Raw genomic sequence first — 19,257 nt, 5'->3', positions numbered from 1 at the left:
TATCGCTTACAACCACACGCTATATGATGTTTCGGCTCATTTTACGCGAATAATCTCATTTTCACGGGCTTTTTCTAACACTTCTGCGTGCGCACGAACCATAGTTTCAATTTCATCAACCAAATTATTAGTATCGATAAGATGGCTTTTTTCACCCATTCGATATACTAAAGATCGGCGTGCCGCACCAACGATACCGATATCTGCTTCTTTCGCTTCACCCGGACCATTTACTTTGCAACCAATCACAGACAAGTTCATCGGCTCACGAATGTCTTCTAGACGTGATTCTAGTGCCGTCATGACTCTAATCACATCAAACTCTTGACGTGAGCAACTGGGACAAGCAATAAAGTTGACACCATTAGAGCGAATATTCAGTGACTTTAAAATATCAAAGCCAATTTTTATTTCTTCTTCAGGCTCTGCTGCTAGCGAAATCCGAATGGTATCGCCAATACCGTCCAGTAATAAACCTCCAAGGGCAATGGCAGATTTTACTGCGCCAGTACGATACACACCGGCTTCAGTGACGCCCAAATGCAGTGGATTGTCAATCTGAGCTGATATTAGGCGATAGGCATCCATGGTCAAAAACACATTACTGGCTTTGACAGACACTTTGTATTGATCAAAATTGAGGCGTTCTAAAATATCAATATGGCGCATGGCTGACTCAAGCATTGCAGCGCCCGTTGGCTCTGTATATTTACGCTGGATGTCTTTTTCGAGCGAGCCTGCATTGACGCCAATACGAATAGGGATATTGTGATATTTGGCACAAGCAACCACTTCACGTACTTTGGCATCGCTACCGATATTACCAGGATTGATACGCAAACAGTCTGCGCCTGCCTCGGCAACGGCTAACGCAATTTTATGATCAAAATGCACATCGGCTATCAATGGCACACTCACCAACTTACGAATTTCACCAAACGCTTTTACGGTGTCCATTGTTGGTGTTGATACCCGCATCAGATCCGCGCCTGCTTCGACGCAGCGCTCAATCTGTGCCACAGTCGCGGCCACATCGCAGGTGTCTGTATTGGTCATACTTTGTACACTGATCGGTGCATCGCCACCAATCGCGACATCACCGACGTATATTTTTTTGGTAAAACGACGGTTAATAGGCGCTGACGTTGACATAGACAAACCCTTTAATTAAAGCGAGAAAGACGAACGAAAAAAACATGTTTAGTGGCTGTAAAAAAGTGGCTGTAAAAATTAGCCATAACTTTTAAGAATATTCAATTACTAAGAACGTTCAATGACCGTTTAAAAACTAAGGCGCTAGATCAAAGCTGGCTTGTTTGTCAGTCGCATAAGACTCTAAAGCCACGGCTTCTTGGTTGAGTGTTAAGCGAACGTTATCAATATTATCAATTTGTACATTAAACGGTGGCATACCTGACAATTGATAATTACCTGACGTCTGAGCGCCATTTATAAGACTGTTACCAGACGCATCGGTGATACTAACAACGGCCGTATCCGTGAGTGTCATGTCCAAAGCAGCCATGCTTGTACTAGCACCACCCAAATTCAGTGCAGAACCAGACGCCCCAATCCCGTTCGCATCTTCAATTGCAGCACCTTGCGCTTGTTCTATCGCTGATACATCATCCGCTATAGCAATTGGTTCTTCGTTATTTTCTTTACTGGCATTGCTGACCATGCGAAATAAAAATATCGCTAAGACAATGACACCAATGACTGCCAAAATCAGTAATGGGTTAAAACGAATGCGATTATGCGTATCGCGCTGTAACGTTCCCATTGGACGCAGTGGCGTGTCCGTGTTACTTGATGCTTGCGCTTTAAGTTCATTCGGATAAGCCGCATCAAAACTGCTAGCGACTTTTGTTGCATCCAATCCCAAGTATTTGGCATAGTTAATCGCAAATCCACGAGCAAAGGCGGCTTGTGGCAAATCAGCAAAGTTCTCATTTTCGAGCGCTTGCAAGTGACGCTTTAAAATAAATAGCTCGGCGGCTGCCTCTTCTAAGCTGACTTGCTTGGTTTTCCGGGCTTGCTGCAACATAGCACCAAAGGATCCCTGAGCGTTAGATTGAGTGTTCGATGATGGGGTGGTCATTGCCATGGTGCCTCTGGATTGTTAAGCCAAGTCTTAAGTTGTTTTGCTTCCTCACTTAAAGGATAAGCGGATAAAAGCTGCTGTGCCAATTGCTGGCGTGTTGCTATGTTGTTTTGCACTGCGGCAAGTTTGATACCTTGTAATAACAAACGCGGGCTAATGCCCTGCCCTTGCACCAGCACTAATGTCTCATCGTACAGCCTTTGAGCTTGCGGCACACGTTGCTGCTCGAGCAACAAATCCACCAATTCTATATGGGCAATAATGCTATTACGATTGCCATCGAGCGCCCGCAAAAACGCTTTGGACGCGGCACTGCGGTCACCTAGCTGAAGGTAAGTACGTCCTAAGTTCTCTAACGCACCAATACGGCCTTCATAACCCAATGCTGCACCAGCAATCTCTAACTGCGCAGCTGCCTCACTATAGCGCTTCATCTGTGATAAATAAACGCCATAGTTATTGTGGGCTTGCTCAAAATCTTTATCGAGCGCGATCGCCTTTTTAAAATATTGATCGGCCTTTTCAAGATTAATACGGCTGCCCTCTTGCTGTAGCAAAACGCCCATCATATCATAGGCGGGCGCGTAACGGCTATCGGCAGCAAAGGCTTTTTCGAGCTGACGCTGAGCGGTATCAAGCTCATTTTTGCGGATGTATTGTGCGGCAAGTGATGTACGCACGCGGGCGATTTCTTGTTGATCTAGGTTACGATTGTCACTGGGTCTTGTGGACGTCTGGTAAGAGGTGCTGCCAGTTAAATCGCTGGTCGGCGTGCTTTGGCAACCTGTCAATAACAGTCCTACTAACGCTGCTGACAACAGCATAGGCTTTGACAACACTACTTTTGTAGGCACTACTCTTAACTGCTGACAATCTTGAAAAAAGGGTTTTTGATATTTGAACTGACAAGAATTTTTAAAAGTCATCATAGCCGCCATCATAAAACTGTGATTCAATGCGTTCGATCAAGAAGCCTCAGTTTAATAGATTTAGCCCCCATAAGTACAATTTAGTTGTCATTAATTGCTTCGCTCCTCAATGCCAACCATTATTGCTACATTTTCATTACCATTGCGAAAGATAGAAGAGAGCTAAATAGTAATGTTACGCAAATTTTTGCTATTAGGGCGTGTTTGATATTCACAAATAGGCACTGCTGATCGCTAAAACGGTTCCAGACAAGGCGCAAGTCGATGATAATGTGAATACCTTAGCGAGACTTGCAACACAGTATGGGGCAGTTTTAGTATCAGCCCCAGTAATAAAAGTCGTGGACAGGACTCTAAATACTTTCACGATCTTTAATACTTTGTTGCCAAGCGGCTGAACGACGAGTTCTATCGGCCACTTGTCCCACCAATTGACCACAAGCGGCATCAATGTCATCACCGCGAGTTTGGCGAATGGTACAAACAAAACCTGCCGCGCTTAAAATATTGCTAAACGCATGAATGCGGTTATTGCTTGATTTATCATAATGGGCATGCGGGAACGGATTAAAGGGAATGAGATTGATTTTGCTTGGCAGACCTTCTAATAATGCGACCAGCTGCTCTGCATGTTCATTGCTGTCATTGACACCATCAAGCATCACATACTCAATTGTTACATGTTTTTTATGACGTGGATTGACATCATAAACGTAGTTTTTTGCAGCGGCAATCAGCTCATCTAACGGGTATTTTTTATTAATCGGCACCAATTCATTACGCAACTCATCATTTGGTGCATGCAATGAAATGGCTAATGCTACGTCAATGTCTTGCGACAACTGATACATTTTTGGCACAACGCCTGAGGTTGATAAAGTCACACGGCGTTTTGACAAGCCGTAAGCATGATCGCTCAGCATGATTTCCATTGAACCAACCACAGGTTTATAGTTTAACAGTGGCTCACCCATGCCCATCATGACTACGTTTGTCACATTGTTTTCCCATAAACTGTGGTCAACGTGTTCTAAGCTATCGTTTTCATCGGTCATATAAGAGGCATTGGCCACCCAAAGCTGTCCGATGATTTCAGCGGCACTCAAATCACGCTCAAAGCCCTGCTTGCCTGTACTACAGAAGCTACAGTCCAGCGCACAGCCTACTTGTGAAGACACGCATAAGGTTTTACGACCATTAACTTTGCTGTCATCTGCCGGAATCAATACCGTCTCGACCAATGAGCCGCCTGTGACTTCAAACACCCATTTACGTGTGCCATCATCGCTGTACTGACGATGAATGACCTTTGGCGGAATGACACAAGCATTGAGTGACAATTTATCACGCAAGGATTTGCTCAAATTAGTCATCTGCTCAAAATCAGTCACGCCGTGCTGATATATCCACTTAATGACCTGTGTCGCACGAAACGGCTTTTCGCCAATACTCTTAAAGTAATCGGCCAATTGTGCTTGCGTCATACCTAGTAGATTGGTTTTTGCGTGCGCTTCATCGACTAGCTTGATGCTATCCGCAATCTTAGTCGGTACGTGCTGAGTGGGTATTTGGACAGTTGACATAATAGGTAACCTTTTTGCATGAGCTTAGATAAGCGGTGCAATTATTTATATGAACGTTGCCATACGCGGTGCATGAGCAATCCGTTATAAGCGCAGCTTTTATCTGTTGATAGATTAAAAAATAACATTTGATAAAACAATGCTGATAAGGGATTGATAACGCTGATTAAATACAATAATGAGGGAGAAAATCGATAATTTCAATAAAGACTGGCACTATTATAATCGTTAAAACGGCTTATACCCATAAGATATAAGCCGTCTCACGAAAATAACTATTAATAATCGCTACAATAGAAACTAGAAAATATTAATAATCGCTGCTATTAACGCGTACGTGTACAAACTTCATCATCACTGAAGAAGTAGCTGATTTCGCGTTTGGCTGATTCTGCTGAATCTGAACCATGAACCGCGTTTTCATCGATGCTGCTGGCGAAATCTGCACGAATAGTGCCTTTTTCTGCATCTTTTGGGTTGGTTGCACCCATGATTTCACGATGCTTAGCGATAGCGTTCTCGCCTTCTAGTACTGATACCAATACTGGGCCTGACATCATGAACGATTTTAGATCATTGTAAAATGGACGCTCTGCGTGCTCTGCATAAAAACCGCCTGCTTTTTCATCATCAAGTTGTAGCATTTTGGCTGCGACGATTTTTAGACCCGCTTGTTCAAAACGGTCATAGATAGCGCCGATATGGTTGCCAGCAACGGCGTCAGGTTTGATGATAGATAAAGTACGTTCGTTAGCCATAAAAAGCTCCTAATAAATAAAGTCGAGAAAAATGTAATCGTAAATGCTTTGTTTTATCTTTAGCCACTATGTTGACTTGGGCTGATTTAAATCACTCATGATTTACCAGAATGAAAGCAAGAGAGCCAACTTAGCCAATATAGGATTGCTGCCTATTATAATGATTAAGGCCATAAATGATAGGGTTAATTTATGAACGCACCTTGCATAAAAGTAAATTCAGTCTGTCAAAATTATTAATAAAGACGCAATATCTCACAAAACAAAAACCCCAATGCTCAGCACTGGGGTTTGATTATTTAATCTATCTATCAATAGTGGGACAAATATAAAGCGGATACAAGGAAGACGAGTGAGGATTGTACACCTAGTACATTAAACGCGTCTGACAAAGTAACAGCTTTATTTTTAGTTCACTATACTCATGCGTCGTACGGATCACGCAACACAATGGTTTCTTCGCGGTCAGGACCAGTCGAGATGATATCGACAGGACAGCCAATTAGGTCTTCGATACGTTTGATGTATATTTTAGCGTTTTCTGGTAGGTCATCATAGTTAGTAACACCAACTGTTGACTCGCTCCAGCCTTGTAACGTCTCATACTTTGGGGTCACTGATTCATAGAACTCAGCATCATGTGCACCTGCACACTCAGTCTCAGGTAGATTGTAACCCACACCGATTAATAGCTCTTCTAAACCGTCCAATACATCTAGTTTGGTTAAGCAGATACCAGACAGTGAGTTGAGTACTACAGCACGGCGTAATGCTTCGGCATCAAACCAACCACAGCGACGAGCACGACCCGTCGTTGCGCCAAACTCATGACCGACTTTGGCCAAATGAGCACCAACATCATCAAACAACTCAGTTGGGAACGGACCGCTACCAACACGTGTGGTATAGGCTTTAGTAATACCAAGCACATAATCTAAATACAATGGGCCAATACCAGTACCAGTCGATACGCCACCAGCAGTTACGCTTGAGCTGGTCACAAATGGATACGTACCATGGTCGATATCTAGTAACGTACCTTGAGCACCTTCAAACATCAGGTTTTTGCCAGCCAAACGCAACTGATTAAGGTCTTCAGTGACATCGGTAACCATCCCTTTGATCTCTTCTTTCCATTCTTTACAAAGTCTAAGCGTCTCATCAAAATCAATCGCATCAACTTTATAATACTGCGTCAATTGGAAGTTATGATATTCGATTAAGTTGCGTAGCTTTTCTTCTAAATCATTGCGGAATAAGTCAGCCAGCTTGATTGCACGGCGAGCCACTTTGTCTTCGTACGCAGGGCCAATACCACGACCTGTCGTACCGATCTTACCAGTACCGCGCTTGGCTTCACGAGCTTGGTCGAGGGCGACATGGTATGGCATGATAAGCGGACAATTGGGTGAAATACGCAGACGCTCACGTACGGGTACGTTATTGTCTTCAAGCTCTTTCATCTCTTTTAAAAGCGCATCAGGTGCTAACACCACGCCATTACCGATAAAGCACGTCACGCCTTCACGCAAGATACCTGATGGGATTAAATGCAAGACAGTGGTTTTGCCATCGACAACCAACGTGTGGCCTGCGTTATGGCCACCTTGAAAGCGCGCAACTGCTGAGGCTTTTTCGGTCAGCAAATCGACGATTTTACCCTTACCTTCATCGCCCCATTGGCTACCCAGAACTACGACATTCTTACCCATGATCAATCCTTACCTTTATGTATTGAGGTGTGTGCAATAACGGTTTAAAAACCACGATGGCTTTAATGATAATAATTTTAATAACAATAATTTGATAACGCTAAAATTTATAATATGGCCCATTCTAAATAAAATAGATGCATTATATTGCAACGCTGAACTGGTATAAATTTTTCTGGCTTGCTGTGCCTTCACAGACAGAGGCGGCGAAAAACTCCTTCCAGCTCCGCTATATCGTTTTTATACTGAACTCACTATATTAAAAATCAATGCTTAGTTTTCGGTGTGCATTTGGTCAATCAGCCATTCAATAAATGGTTAATGAGGTCAAGCTAAAACAGTTTGTAACTGCCATTGGTTATTTATAAAGTTCAAATGATGCGTTATATTTGCTGGACGGTCTTCTGCATTTAAAGGCATGGTGACGCGATAGCCTTGTTGGCGCAAACTTTCAACTTGTTGCCATAACGTTTGTCTTTGTTCTTCGTTTGCACTGCTGGACGCCATATAATCTACCAGTACGACAATTGGTGCATCAAGCTGAGTATGAGCCAGCAAACGGCTGACGTCCATACTAAAGCCAGTGGCTTCTCGCAGCTGATGGCCTGTTAATTGACTGCCGCTTTGCATCCCATCGAAACGACCACCGCGTACCAGTGGTTGGGTCTCGCTATTGATATAACCATTGAAGACAATGCCAGTATGATAATGATAGCCTGATAACTCTGTCACATCGATACTGACTGGGCACTGCCACTGCTCTTGTAAATGGGTTTTTAAACGTTGCAACTCATCGACAGCATCTGCAATTTGCGTATCTTGCTGAGCAGTCGCTGATAGCTTGGCCAAGAGGTTTTCGATATCATGACCAAATCGCGCCAATGCATAAAAGTCGCCACCCATCGGCAATGCTTGGCAGACACGTTTAAGCTCTGGCAGGTTTTTATTGGCATATAAATTCATTAAATGTTCAGTGTCACTGTCTGATAGCTCGGCCAATTCGGCCAAACGCTTAAATATGGCTACATGACCCAAATCGATATGCAGGTCGGCACTCATGTCTAGCATATTGACCATGCCGAACAACACATCTATTAGCTCAATATCGGCGGCAAGTGAGGCACAACCAAATATCTCAGCACCCAACTGTAGCGGCGTCCGTGAGCCAAAAAGCCCTGAAGGCAGTGTATGAATCACATCACCTGCATAGCAATACCGTGCAATGCCTGTACCACCATGATGCGCATCGATACGCAAAATCTGCGGAGTGATATCGGCACGCAGACCCATCAATCGACCCGTTAGCTGATCGATAATCTTAAAGGTTTGCCGCTTCAAATCCTCTGACGCATCGCTCAATAACGATTCCGTGAACTCAATCATTGGTGGATTGACCAGCTGATAACCGTGAGCGATAAGCTGCTGAGTCAACTGATATCTAAGCACTTCTTGCTTATGAGCATCTTCAAACAACACGTCCACCACCCCATCAGGCAGTAACCAGCTGTTGGCAACGTCATTCGTAAAGTTGCTAAAAGAAAGTACAGGCTTGGACTCATCCGCACTTTTGACAGGCTGAGTCAGCGCTTTATTGATAGTATTTAACTGAGCGGGTTTTGCAGAATCAGAACGAACAGACACAATAAATCCTTGTTTGGCGTATCGCTTACCAAAAACGCGGTATTGATGCGGTACTTAAAGGTTATATTTACCATTGCATAGACGTAGCGCATTTTTTATTTTTAACGCGCAACATCATGGACCCAATTATTTATAAACAAACGGGTTATAAAAAAATAGGTAACCGCAAAAGGGTGAGTAATCAGTATAATTTAGAATGATAAGACGAGTATTTTTATGCGCTAATAAACGGCGATAGGCTAATAGATCCTAATAAATCACCAAGGCACTTACGCTTTAGTTTAGCATAGCCGTTTAGGTTCGCCTAGTGACAATTACCCCCAATCGCTATCTAATTACCTCTCACCTAGTGTAAAGGTCAAAGGACTATAACCACATTGCATAAACAACTGATGGATTAGAAATGATGCTTCTCATTCTTTATAATAAAGAGCGGCATGAGTCTAGTTAGAACCACGCCTTTGACACAGACTCATGGTACACTAACACATATTTTTATCTCGGAAGCTTTATGTCATCTGATTATCACCCAAACCCAGCCATCAACCAAACCAATGTTTTAGGTACGGCGCTTGCCAGCTGTTGCTTTGATCCTATTACCGGCTATTATCGCAATGGTTTTTGTCATACTGGCAATCATGACGTTGGTCAACATACTGTTTGTGCCAAGATGACCAGTGAGTTTTTAAACTTTTCTGCCAGTCGTGGTAACGACCTTATCACGCCACTGCCTGAGTATAATTTCGCTGGCCTTAAACCAGGTGATTACTGGTGTATCTGCGCCCTACGCTGGGTCGAAGCGCTAGACTTTGATATTGCACCGCAAATAAAACTAGAAGCGTGTCATGAGAGTTTATTGAGCTTGGTTGATATGGACACGTTAAAAAGCTATGCGCTTTAAGACAACCTATTGTGAGTCTTGATTATGGTCAATATTAAATAAAATGGATAAGTAACATTATGATGCGTGACTGGGATGAATTTTTCTTGCTTGCTGTGTCTTCACAGATAGAGTCTACAAAAAATTTATCCCAGTCACGCTAATTCTTTTTTATATTGACCTGACTATATTACCGGTCTTTTATTTTATTGAGGAGGGTGTATGGAAAACAATCACGACCAGTTAATCAAAAAAACAGCACGAATTACACCCAACGCTAACGTCAATCGTATTCATGCCAATATGAGCGATAAGCATCTGTATCTAGACAATGATGATAGCTATATTTATGGTGATGTAGATGCGACGACTGAGGACACGATTGAGACCATGACGGTCTACGATCCAGACTCTGAGCGCTATGAAGACATTGACTTATCCAGTACTGAAGAGGTGGTCAATTGCTACACCTATTCGCGAAAAACGGGTGAAAAACTTGATCAAATTGCCCTAAATGATGTCAGTCGTGCATTGAGTAATAGTGGACAATTTATTTGGTTGGGTCTTTATGACCCAAGTCTAGAAACCATGGTCAAAGTCAAAGAAGCCTTTGGTTTGCACGAGCTTGCGATTGAAGATGCTTTCGCAGATCATCAACGCGCCAAAGTTGAAAACTACGACAATGATATGGTTTTCGTCGTACTTCGTACTGCCAAGCTTGAAGATAATATTATCCGCTATGGCACTACGGCGATATTTATGGGTAAAAACTACCTCATTACTATTCGTAATGGCCCCTCAAATTCTTACGCCCCCGTCCGTGAGCACTGTCACCGTCGTCCTGAAAAGCTACGCATGGGCCCTATCTTTGTCCTACATGCCATTCTCGATTTTATCGTGGATAACTATATGCCGATCACCGATCGCTTGGGTCGCTATTTACGTGAGCAAGAGCGCTATGTCTTTACCTATGAGTTTGACAAAGGCACTTTAAAAAATCTCTATGAGCTAAAATCACAGCTGGTACACATGCGCGCTATTATTTTGCCTGTGCAAGACATCTGTAGCTTTTTTATCAATCATAAAAAAAGCGAGCTGGTTTCTGGTTTTTCTCAAGCGGCCAAACCCTACTTTCGCGATGTGAATGACCATCTTTTGCATTCTCTGGACGCAATCAATGGTCTTAATGAAATGCTTAGCGTGGTGATGAATACCTATATGGCCATGGTCAATATGGGACAGAACGAAGTGGTGCGTAAGCTTGCCGCTTGGGCAGGTATTTTAGCAGTGCCAACGGCCATCGCTGGTATCTATGGCATGAACTTTGACTTTATGCCTGAGTTACATTGGAAGTACTCATATTTTGCCATCATGCTAGTCATTGGTTCGTTGTGTGGCTATTTGTACTACAACTTTAAAAGACTAAAGTGGTTATGATATAAAAATCATGCATAAAAAAAGGGCTACCGATGGTAACCCTTTTTTTTGCTTTGCTCAGTCATCATTCGCGGCGATGCTTTGTAGTACTATTAGGCGCCTGCGCATCATCAGGTAAAAGGGATTTAACCGTTAGATTTGCATGCTGCTGATCGAGATTGTCTTCTGGACGACCAAAGGTTCGAGCCGTCCATGTCAGGACAACGATCGCAGCGCTTAATAACATGATAGCCACCGAAATCGTCGCCAGTAGCCATAAGTGAAAATAATCTGAGACAGCCTGTACATCAACTACCAAATGTCGCGACAAAGCTGTTATGGCAATAAATATCAGAAATTGCACTGGCAGACGATGGGTTTTAAAGTAAATACCTATCATCGCCAGCAGCTCAAGATAAATAAATAACATCAAAATATCTTTTAGATCTGCTGAACCTTTTTGGACAATACCGATAAACTCTTTGCCAGCTGTCCAAACTACCACCACACTAATTAAAAATAAAATAACGTAGTGGCAGATGTCGACAAACTCACGACCGATATACTGTAGACGCTCATGAATATCTGTATTTTTTTTAGCCATTTTAGGTCCTATCAACTGAGATGTGGTTGACTTGGCCTGAGTCTGTATTTTCTCAAGCCTCCTATTTATCGGCGATCAGTACTTCTAATATAGTCAGGTCAACATAAAACAGAGTCAGCGAGACTGGGATGAATTTTCGTAGCTTCTGTCTGCGCAGGCACAGCAAGCAAGAAAAATTGATACCAGTCTCGCGTCATGATGTCGTGTATCCATTTTATCTGGTATCGGATATATTCGTTTCTTAGTTGATATCTAGACCTGCTGACTTTTCAGCGGCATCGACCGTTTGGCGTATGAGTGTGTTGATCGTCATGGGCCCGACACCGCCTGGTACTGGCGTATAAGCACTGGCAATATTCTCTACGCTTTGCAACTCTATATCACCAACGCCGCCATTGTCTGTTGGATGAAAACCTGCATCAATGACGACTGCGCCTTGCTTAATCCATGCGGCTTTGATCAACTCCGGTACACCCACTGCACCGACCACAATATCTGCGCGCTTAATATGAGCGGCTAAATCTTGAGTTTTTGAATGGCAAATGGTCACTGTGCAATTGGCATTCAATAGCATCATCGCCATTGGTTTACCCAAGATGGCACTACGCCCTACTACCACCGCTTCTTTACCTGAAAGCTCGATATTATGATGATCTAACAAATGCATGATGCCTTGCGGTGTGCATGAGCCATAAGCGGACTGCTGCATGGCCATACGACCAAAGCCAAGACAAGTCACACCATCGACATCTTTTGCCAAATCAATCCGCTCAAAGCAGGCACGCTCATCAATGTGCGCAGGCACTGGATGCTGCAGCAAAATACCATGTACATCCGGATTATTGTTTAGCTCATCTATCTTTGCCATGAGCTGTCCGGTCGTTGTATCACTTGCCATCTCAACTCGTATAGAATCCATACCAACCCGCTTACAGGCATTGCCTTTCATACGCACATAAGTCGCTGAAGCTGGATCGTTACCAACCAATATCGTCGCAAGGCTTGGGGTACGTCCCGTCTTATCCTTGATAATATCCACGCGCGTGCGCAGTTGCTGTTCTATTTGTTTGGCAAGTGCTTTGCCGTCCAAAACAATGGCGGGTGCTTGAGCAGTAGACGCAATAGACATATGAACTCCAATATAGGAAGCATTAAAAAAATAAAGACAGCGCTTGCAAGGACTTTGCATGCCTGTCTTATGGTTCGTCAATCTTTGACTATGAGTAATATTGTACCCGTGTACGCTGCAAAATCCTAGCATGTATTCGGCTACAATAAAAAAATGGCCTACTATCGTTTAGCAGACCATTTTTATTTCTCACAAATGCTATTATTTATTAGCGGCTGTACGCGAGGGCTAGTAAGTCTGAAACTCTAACCCCACACCTGCGCCAATATCACTTGATCGATTATCAGAATCAACCGCCCACAGTCTGGTGGTTATTAGCGTCTGAGGCTGCCATTGATGCTCCCATGCCACATCGATACTGGTTAGCTTATCAGTAGTAGGGAATGCTTGATTGATGGCTTCGTCTGCTTGGTTGACTTTTGCATGCTGCAACTTAGCATTAATAAAGTTACGGTTATCCAGCCATAATCGACCACCAACCGCGACGCTTTCAGCATCGCCGCCCAATGCATAACCCAGTGGATAGCCCTGCTGATAATAACCATCCGTATAAGTGCCATGGTCATAAGAGATACCCTGAACTTCGCCACTAGTGCGAGTATCTGTATACTCAGCATAAAGCTGATAAGGCTTGCCGTAAGCTTCAGAAGCGTAATCTGCGCCCGCGAGATACATATTTTTGGCAGGCAGCCCACCTGCTTCGTCCTCTCCCACATACTGACCATAAATACTAGCAGGGACATTTATCAATGAAGCGAGCTTAACCTTGGCATCGAAGCCACCCAGCTGGTTGGCCGGGTCTCCATCTACATCACCATTGTCAGCATTGTCTTTGGTTCCTAAAAGGGCATCACCGAATGAACTAAAACTCTCAGGTCGACCTTCCCCGCCCCACATAAAGGTACGAGAAGCGCCAACTTCTAGCCAAGGTAATGGACTTGCCGCTAGACGTGCGCCAAATAGTTTGGCCTCTGGTATTGCTTCGTAGTCCTCTAACTGACCAGCAAATAGCTGATACTGCCAAGGCCCTACCCATGATAGATATTGAGAAGTCGGTGCACTTTGCTCATCACGTTGCATAGTGATACCTGTAACAGGAATACTGGCATCACCGCGAATGAGGCTACCATCATGTCCAGGACCCCACCACGCCGGAATTTTACCAGCGATTAACCATTGATTGGCGGCTTTACCAGCGAGATATGATCCTTCAAAACTCACATCTGAGTCATCATCGACGAGCTTGTCGTTTTTTACATTGGCTTGTAAATTAAACTCCCAATCCGCCTCACTAAGCGATACACCTACTGTGGCTTGTTGACCAGCGAGCTGATCGTCTGCAAACGTTTGCGGCAGCTGGTCTCGATCGGTTTGCACATATAGGCCTGCAGATCCCTTGACCAATGAATCACGATTTTGATCCAGTCTAGTCTGTACCGACTGTAATACTTGCTGCTGCGCTACTGTTTCAGCATTGGCTGATGCTAATCCACGCTTGATCTCATTGGCAGTCAACGGCCAAGTGCTGGTACTAATCTGTACCACGCCTTGGGTGTTGAGCCAATCCAGATCTGCTTTGAGCTTGAGGTCGTTCATATGTAGGTTTTGTGCCGATGCTAACATCGACATCATGCCAAGACCCAGTAACACACTGAGTTGTTTATATTTTGGTTGCTGATACTTTGGTTGGTGATACATGGTTACCTACTTTTTATAAATGAGACTTATCTCTATCAGATAAGCATAAGCGATAAAGGTAATAAATCTATTATTGAAGCGCAAATATGAATGCGCATGTCATCAATAAATTAGGCTTGGTTTGCCATATCAATAGCTGCCAATACTGTGTCCAATGCTTCAACGGTTTTTGCAATCTCTGCTGCTGTCAGTGTTGGATGCACCAAAAACATCAAACTGGTCTCGCCCAATTGCTTAGCCATCGGCAGCCTAGTCTCTGGTCTTAATCCGGTATTGTCAAAAGCTTTTTCTAAATAGACTTCAGAAGCTGAACCTGAAAAACAAGGCACGCCTTGCTCATTAATCTCTGTGATAATACGATCGCGTGACCAGTTCTCAGGTAAATGCTCAGGCTGCACATAAACATACAATTTATAATAAGCGTGCTTGGCCTCTGCAAATGCTGGTAACGCTTCTAATGTTGATACAGATAAATATCCTTTATCTGCCCATTTAGCACAGGCAGTCAATATCGCGTGCGCATTGGCAGTACGAGCCGCTGTCCAATCACTCATACGCTCAAGCTGAATCCGCCCTATGACGGCTTGCATTTCGGTCATGCGCCAATTGGTACCAAAGCTCTCATGTAGCCAACGATAACCGGGTGCGTGCTCCGTTTCATATACAGCAGCATAGCTCTTACCATGGTCTTTATAAGCCCACATCTTGCGCCATAATTGCTCGTCATTGGTGGTGACCATGCCGCCTTCACCGCCTGTGGTCATGATTTTGTCTTGGCAAAAGCTCCAAGCACCAATATGCCCGATACTACCAACACTACGACCTTTGTAGCGTGCGCCATGCGCTTGTGCACAGTCCTCAATCACATACAGATTGTGCTGCGCTGCCAACGCCATAATACCATCCATGTCACATGGCCAACCTGCCAAATGTACGCACACGATGCCCTTGGTCTTATCAGTCAATACAGCAGCTATCGATTCAGGCGTAATATTGCCTGTGAGCTCATCGACATCAGCAAACACTGGTGTCGCTCCCACATTGACCACCGAGGAAATACTCGCAATAAAGGTGCGCGGCGTTACAATCACTTCATCGCCCGCACCAATACCTAGCGCTTGTAAGGCAACATCTAATGCCAGCGTACCATTGCCCATAGCAACAGCATACTTACTGTCTGACCATTCGGCAAACTCTTGCTCAAATTGACGGCACTCTTGTCCTGTCCAGTAGTTGACTTTATTAGACAACAATACTTGACTAACGGCATCGGCCTCGATTTGAGTAAAGCTTGGCCAAGGTGAAAACGGGGTGTTTAGCATATACGTCTCAGTCACTCTATTGATGGATAACTATTTAATTTACGCTTTGTTTAGTAGACGCGCAGGGTTTCCGACCACTACCGCGCCCGCTGGTACATCTTTGGTGACGACTGCACCCATGCCAACAATCGCGCCTTTACCAATAATCAATGGCTTGTCAGGTGTACCCTGCTTAATCACTGCGCCCGAGCCAATATAAGCATAATCATGGATATGGATATTACCATTACAGCTGACGCGCGGGGCAAAAGTAACATAGTCGCCAATGACACAATCGTGCTCAACATAGCTATATAAATTGGCATGAAAACACTTACCAATAGTCACGTTTGATGCAATCGTTACAAAAGGACTGAGAGCAGCACCATCAGCAATTTTAACACTGTCCATCAGCAGTGTATTAGTACCCGCTACTGACCACAATGATATCCTATCAGCAGACAATTTATCTGCAATTTTCTGGCGAACAGTGCTATTGGCAATCGCTATGAGGACATGCTTGTCACCCTCTAATGCTTTAAAAGCATCATAATTCATAGCAACATGATTATTAATATGGCTCTCTGTATGTAGTGAGTCATCGATAAAAATAATTGAGCTGTCATTGCCCATACGCTGCAACTGTTCGACAGCCACAGGCATCAAACTACGTCCACAACCTGACGCACCATATACAGCAAATACATCACTCATGACTATTAGCCAACGCTGGAGAGCCTGTAAACTTGCTCATCGTTGCTTGACCATCAGCACTGATACCGTCTTTAATCACAACTTTTTTGACTGTCTTAAGCAATATCTTGATATCTAGCCATAATGACTGATTATCGATATACCAAGTGTCTAGCTCAAACTTTTCGCTCCAGCCGATGGCATTACGACCATTCACCTGTGCATAGCCTGTGATGCCAGGACGCACCAAATGACGTCGCTTCTGCGCTTCATTATATAGTGGTAGATATTCCATCAACAAAGGCCGTGGACCGACAAGACTCATGTCACCTTTAATCACATTCCACAGCTCTGGCAGTTCATCGAGACTGCTATTACGTAGTGCTTGACCAAATGGCGTCAAACGCTCACTGTCCGGTAATGAGTTACCATCAGCATCTACCGCGTCTTTCATAGAACGAAATTTAATCATCTCAAATGGTTTACCGTGCAATCCGGGGCGGGTCTGACGGAACAACACGGGTGAACCAAGATTGTTTTTTACTTTATACGCCGTAAGCGCATATACGGGCGATAAAACAACCAGAGCTGTCGTCGCGGCGGTAATGTCGAAGAGTCGTTTTATCATTTATAAGCCCAACATATTTATTAATCGTTTATTGACTTTATCAGCATCAAACTTCTCTTGCGCTAATTTATAACTTTCATCGCCCATGGCTTTGATCTGTTCGGGATGTTCTATAAAATAAATCATTTTATCCGCTAACGCCTTAGGGTTCCATTTTTCCACTAAAAAGCCATTAACGCCATCTATGACTGTTTCTCGGCAACCCGGTACATCAGTGGTGATAACAGCTCGCCCTATTGCCATCGCTTCTTGAGTACTGCGTGGTACACCTTCCCTATATGAAGGTAAGACAAAAACGTGACTCTGTGCAATCCAGTCTTGTACATTATCTACCTGACCAGGATAGTTGATAATGTTTAAAGAGATCAGTTGATCTAGTTCTGACTGTTTTAGTGCACCCGGATTAGAAGTATCTATAGCGCCTAACACTGTAAACTCTACATCAGGGTAACGCTGCTTTACCATTTTTGCTGCCGCTATAAAGTCATGTATCCCTTTTTCTTTTAGCATTCTGCCAATAAACAAAAACTTAATAGGCGACTCAATAGATTTTATCACCTGAAAACTATAATCGTCTAAATCCAGACCTATACCACCCAATACCTCTACCTTTTTTGCTTTTATATTATAAAACGCTAATAAGTCTTTTGGGTCGTCTGGATTTAAAAATATGATTTTATCGAGTTGCGGCAAAGCTATTTTATAAAGAAGCGCTTGAATATTTTTGATCAGTTTGGTTTTATTGTTCAATCCTTCTGGTTGATCAGTGAAGGCATAACCCAAGCCCTCCAACATACCAATTATTTTTGGTACTTTAGCCATCCTCGCTGCCAAAGTGCCAAAAATGACTGGTTTAGAAAAATAGGAAAGAACCAAATCCGGCGCTACTTCTTTAATCTTTTTAGATAATGCATAAGTTGCTTTAGCATCAGCTAGTGGATTCATTCCTCCACGATTCAGCTCATATGTTACTGGTATAACACCTAATGCCTCTATTTTTTTGAGATCATCCATACTATATTCAGAGGTAAAAGCATAAATAACGTACTGCTTCTCTCGTAAAGCTTTAATGAGTCCAGCTCGAAAGCCATAAAAACTAGAAGCTACCGTACCAATAATCGCTATTTTCATCTACTTTATAACCTGTATTTTTTTGAAGATAGGCTTTTTAGCCTTAGCATATAGAAAAAACCAATGTAAACCGCAAAGTAGTTATATAGCCTCAGACGTACCGCTGTACCCAAGTTATCATTACCAATCAGCCAAACACTGGCATATAGTACAAAAAATATAATAAGAAACCTTACAAAACCATCCGCCAATCTAACATTCTTAATAATATAGGTTAGCATAAAGAAAAAAGGGATAGTCTCAACTGCTAATAAAATAACGGCTAAGGGATTGGTAATATACAAACCAAATAACTGCCCTAACATACTCAATATAAAATTAGGGATAAACATAACAGGATTAGAAAAATTCAAACCCAAAGTAGAACCACCAGCACTCTCTTCAAATCCAGTACGATACTCTGTAAGAGCATCTAAGTATCCTGCATAGTTTGCAACAAATAAAACCAAAAAATATAAAACCCCAAAAAATATCAATCTTTTTTTGGTAAACTTGATTTTCCATAGAAGAATAGATACTAAAAAAGCGTATCCTAGATAGGGGCGTAGACCCAATAAAAGCATCCCTATTAAAATTGAAATACTTAAATAAAAGACAAAAGGTAAAAAACTGGTGCTGTTTATAGATTTTTTAATCGTCAAACAACCGATTAAAAAACTAAAAACCATAAATACATCACGGTAAACATCAAACGCATAAAAGAAAAGCGTTGGGTAAATTGAACTCACCAATGTTACATAAAGATAGAATTTTTGGTGGCTCTTAAAAGTCACACCTGAGAGCTTAGTAGTTATTATTGGAATAAACACTAAATTCAATAAGAATATAAAAAAAGTAATAACATCACGAGAATATAACCCAATATCATTAAGATATCTTAATATAACTGGCCAAATATTTACTGCGAGACTGGAGGATCCTAGAGCATAAGAGTCATAATAACTAGCATCACTACCGCCACAAAGAGAAATATTCAAAAAATTAATAATTATTAAAGTATAAATAATAACATTAATAAAAAACATGCTAATAATAACCAAAAAAAGAGTA

17 protein-coding genes are annotated in these 19,257 nt (G+C 42.8%); 2 read left to right on the top strand and 15 right to left on the bottom strand.

Annotation, left to right across the window (positions count from 1 at the left end):
* Nucleotides 1-36: 36 nt before the first annotated feature.
* From ispG to JMY02_RS12110, 7 genes are all read right to left on the bottom strand, one after another.
* A complete protein-coding gene (ispG, locus tag JMY02_RS12140) occupies nucleotides 37-1,152 on the bottom strand; it encodes a flavodoxin-dependent (E)-4-hydroxy-3-methylbut-2-enyl-diphosphate synthase (protein WP_201598677.1) in 1,116 nt (371 codons plus the stop codon).
* 136 nt (nucleotides 1,153-1,288) lie between these two features.
* Nucleotides 1,289-2,107, bottom strand: coding sequence for a helix-turn-helix domain-containing protein (locus JMY02_RS12135; protein WP_227678510.1), 819 nt, complete (start codon nucleotides 2,105-2,107; stop codon nucleotides 1,289-1,291).
* Nucleotides 2,098-3,033 carry a type IV pilus biogenesis/stability protein PilW gene (gene pilW / locus JMY02_RS12130; protein ID WP_227678509.1) on the bottom strand — a complete coding sequence of 312 codons (936 nt, stop codon included), beginning with the start codon at nucleotides 3,031-3,033 and terminating at the stop codon, nucleotides 2,098-2,100. Before pilW ends, JMY02_RS12135 begins: the two co-directional genes overlap by 10 nt.
* A 353-nt stretch (nucleotides 3,034-3,386) precedes the next feature.
* The gene (gene rlmN, locus JMY02_RS12125) at nucleotides 3,387-4,616 is read right to left on the bottom strand and encodes a 23S rRNA (adenine(2503)-C(2))-methyltransferase RlmN (RefSeq protein WP_201598669.1); all 1,230 of its coding nucleotides are present in this window, start codon (nucleotides 4,614-4,616) and stop codon (nucleotides 3,387-3,389) included.
* Nucleotides 4,617-4,942: 326 nt separating this feature from the next.
* A complete protein-coding gene (gene ndk, locus JMY02_RS12120) occupies nucleotides 4,943-5,374 on the bottom strand; it encodes a nucleoside-diphosphate kinase (protein WP_201598660.1) in 432 nt (143 codons plus the stop codon).
* 422 nt (nucleotides 5,375-5,796) lie between these two features.
* On the bottom strand, nucleotides 5,797-7,086 hold the full coding sequence (locus tag JMY02_RS12115) for an adenylosuccinate synthase (RefSeq protein WP_201598659.1): 1,290 nt from the start codon (nucleotides 7,084-7,086) through the stop codon (nucleotides 5,797-5,799).
* A 327-nt stretch (nucleotides 7,087-7,413) separates the two neighbouring features.
* Nucleotides 7,414-8,727, bottom strand: coding sequence for an ATP phosphoribosyltransferase regulatory subunit (locus JMY02_RS12110; RefSeq protein WP_201598657.1), 1,314 nt, complete (start codon nucleotides 8,725-8,727; stop codon nucleotides 7,414-7,416).
* A gap of 511 nt (nucleotides 8,728-9,238) precedes the next feature.
* Here JMY02_RS12110 and JMY02_RS12105 point away from each other — a divergent pair.
* Together JMY02_RS12105 and corA are read left to right on the top strand one after the other, a co-directional pair.
* Nucleotides 9,239-9,628 carry a DUF2237 family protein gene (locus tag JMY02_RS12105; protein WP_201598655.1) on the top strand — a complete coding sequence of 130 codons (390 nt, stop codon included), beginning with the start codon at nucleotides 9,239-9,241 and terminating at the stop codon, nucleotides 9,626-9,628.
* A gap of 201 nt (nucleotides 9,629-9,829) precedes the next feature.
* Nucleotides 9,830-11,044 carry a magnesium/cobalt transporter CorA gene (gene corA / locus JMY02_RS12100; protein WP_201598653.1) on the top strand — a complete coding sequence of 405 codons (1,215 nt, stop codon included), beginning with the start codon at nucleotides 9,830-9,832 and terminating at the stop codon, nucleotides 11,042-11,044.
* Between the two features lie 64 nt (nucleotides 11,045-11,108).
* Here corA and JMY02_RS12095 read toward each other — a convergent pair whose 3' ends face one another.
* From JMY02_RS12095 to JMY02_RS12060, 8 genes are all read right to left on the bottom strand, one after another.
* A complete protein-coding gene (locus JMY02_RS12095; protein ID WP_201598651.1) occupies nucleotides 11,109-11,627 on the bottom strand; it encodes a phosphate-starvation-inducible protein PsiE in 519 nt (172 codons plus the stop codon).
* 241 nt (nucleotides 11,628-11,868) lie between these two features.
* Nucleotides 11,869-12,756, bottom strand: a complete 888-nt coding sequence (gene folD, locus JMY02_RS12090; RefSeq protein WP_201598650.1) for a bifunctional methylenetetrahydrofolate dehydrogenase/methenyltetrahydrofolate cyclohydrolase FolD — start codon at nucleotides 12,754-12,756, stop codon at nucleotides 11,869-11,871.
* A 228-nt stretch (nucleotides 12,757-12,984) separates the two neighbouring features.
* A complete protein-coding gene (locus tag JMY02_RS12085) occupies nucleotides 12,985-14,454 on the bottom strand; it encodes a capsule assembly Wzi family protein (protein WP_201598649.1) in 1,470 nt (489 codons plus the stop codon).
* A 110-nt stretch (nucleotides 14,455-14,564) separates the two neighbouring features.
* Nucleotides 14,565-15,776: a DegT/DnrJ/EryC1/StrS family aminotransferase gene (locus tag JMY02_RS12080; protein WP_201598648.1), complete on the bottom strand. Its 1,212-nt coding sequence runs from the start codon at nucleotides 15,774-15,776 to the stop codon at nucleotides 14,565-14,567.
* A gap of 39 nt (nucleotides 15,777-15,815) precedes the next feature.
* Nucleotides 15,816-16,469 carry a NeuD/PglB/VioB family sugar acetyltransferase gene (locus JMY02_RS12075; RefSeq protein ID WP_201598647.1) on the bottom strand — a complete coding sequence of 218 codons (654 nt, stop codon included), beginning with the start codon at nucleotides 16,467-16,469 and terminating at the stop codon, nucleotides 15,816-15,818.
* Nucleotides 16,462-17,076 (bottom strand): sugar transferase, encoded by a 615-nt coding sequence (locus JMY02_RS12070; RefSeq protein ID WP_201598644.1) that lies wholly within the window; start codon nucleotides 17,074-17,076, stop codon nucleotides 16,462-16,464. Before JMY02_RS12070 ends, JMY02_RS12075 begins: the two co-directional genes overlap by 8 nt.
* The gene (locus JMY02_RS12065; RefSeq protein WP_201598643.1) at nucleotides 17,077-18,207 is read right to left on the bottom strand and encodes a glycosyltransferase family 4 protein; all 1,131 of its coding nucleotides are present in this window, start codon (nucleotides 18,205-18,207) and stop codon (nucleotides 17,077-17,079) included. It lies immediately after the preceding gene.
* A gap of 5 nt (nucleotides 18,208-18,212) precedes the next feature.
* The coding region (locus tag JMY02_RS12060) for a hypothetical protein (protein WP_227678508.1) at nucleotides 18,213-19,257 on the bottom strand (1,045 nt) is incomplete at its 5' end.

The sequence above is a fragment of the Psychrobacter vallis genome, from assembly GCF_904846715.1.
In the GTDB taxonomy this organism is placed as follows: Bacteria; Pseudomonadota; Gammaproteobacteria; order Pseudomonadales; family Moraxellaceae; genus Psychrobacter; species Psychrobacter vallis.
The sequence above is the reverse complement of the archived record's forward strand: the minus strand, read 5'-3'. Positions and strand labels throughout refer to the sequence as shown.